Genomic DNA, 1079 nt, shown 5'->3' with positions numbered 1-1079 from the left:
TCTGAAGGGCGCAAACCAGTTGCCAATGGTCATCGAGGGCGTCACATTCACCGACGGCGTTGCCACGCAGAGCGCCGACAACCGCGCCGCTTGATCAAGCCGCGTCACCCAAAATCGGCCATAGCTCTCCTTCCGGCCCAGGGGGGCTCGTCCAGCACGGACTGCATCATCCGCGTGTTCACGTAGACAAGCGACGTCTGGAGCAGATGGAGCGCCAGCACGGAGATTTCCTGGTCTTCGAGCCGGTTGGTGGCGATCTCGCCATCCTGGCCGAAGTACACGAAGGAGTTGGCGCTGTTCCAGTTCTCGACGACGTTCAGCCCTTCGTGGATCTCGCGCCGGAAGGCTTCGGAACGCAGGTACCGGCACAGAAAGATCGTCTTGATCGCGCGGCCGAGTTCGGCGAGCGCCTTGTAGGTGGGGTGCATCACCTCGGCCCGGGCAAAGCGCCGAAGGATCGCTTCCGGATCGGCCGTCCGGCTCTGCATGGCCGCGGTATATTTGACCATCTCGTCATATTGCCGCTCGATCTCATCCCAGTCGACGACGCCGGACAGGATCGGCGAGAGATTGGGCAGCTCGGAACGCATGCCGACGGCGGGCAAGGCCAGTTTTTGGCGGGCGATCGCCTTCAGGCGCAGGGCGAGTTCGAATCCCAGGAGCCGGCAGAAAGCGAAGCCAACAGCGCTCTGACCATGGCTGTCGACGTACTGTCGCTGGATTTCCCTGTCGGTGCAGTGGCGCAGCACGCCCTCGATCATCACGCCGCGGCCGCCGTAACGGGCGTGCCATTCGGTCATCAGGTTCCGGTCCCAGGCGCCGAACTTCCTGGAATCGGAGGCGCAGGCCGTACCGGCCTCGCCCCAGACGGCGGTATTGCGCACCGAAAGAGTGGCGTTGGCGACCTGCGCGCAGGCCTGTCGCATCGCTCCGGCATGAATGAAGCGGCGGCGTGTTGATTTCCACTGAGAGCTGACCCAGGATTTCCATCAAGAACTGACCCGGCTTAGATGATGTTGGACTGGTCAGGTGGTGGTCAAGTTCCGTGTTTTCTCTTTCGTCGGTTTCTCGCATTTGGC

1 pseudogene is annotated in these 1079 nt (G+C 62.5%); it reads right to left on the bottom strand.

Going from position 1 to position 1079, the window contains the following annotated elements:
- Positions 1-110: 110 nt before the first annotated feature.
- Positions 111-956 (bottom strand): annotated as a pseudogene (locus GTW51_RS23315) (Tn3 family transposase); the annotation flags it as partial.
- Between the last annotated feature and the right edge of the window lie 123 nt (positions 957-1079).

Origin of the sequence: Aurantimonas aggregata, assembly GCF_010500835.1 — a bacterium.
Taxonomy (GTDB): Bacteria; Pseudomonadota; Alphaproteobacteria; order Rhizobiales; family Rhizobiaceae; genus Aurantimonas; species Aurantimonas aggregata.
This window is presented reverse-complemented; position numbering and strand designations above follow the sequence as displayed.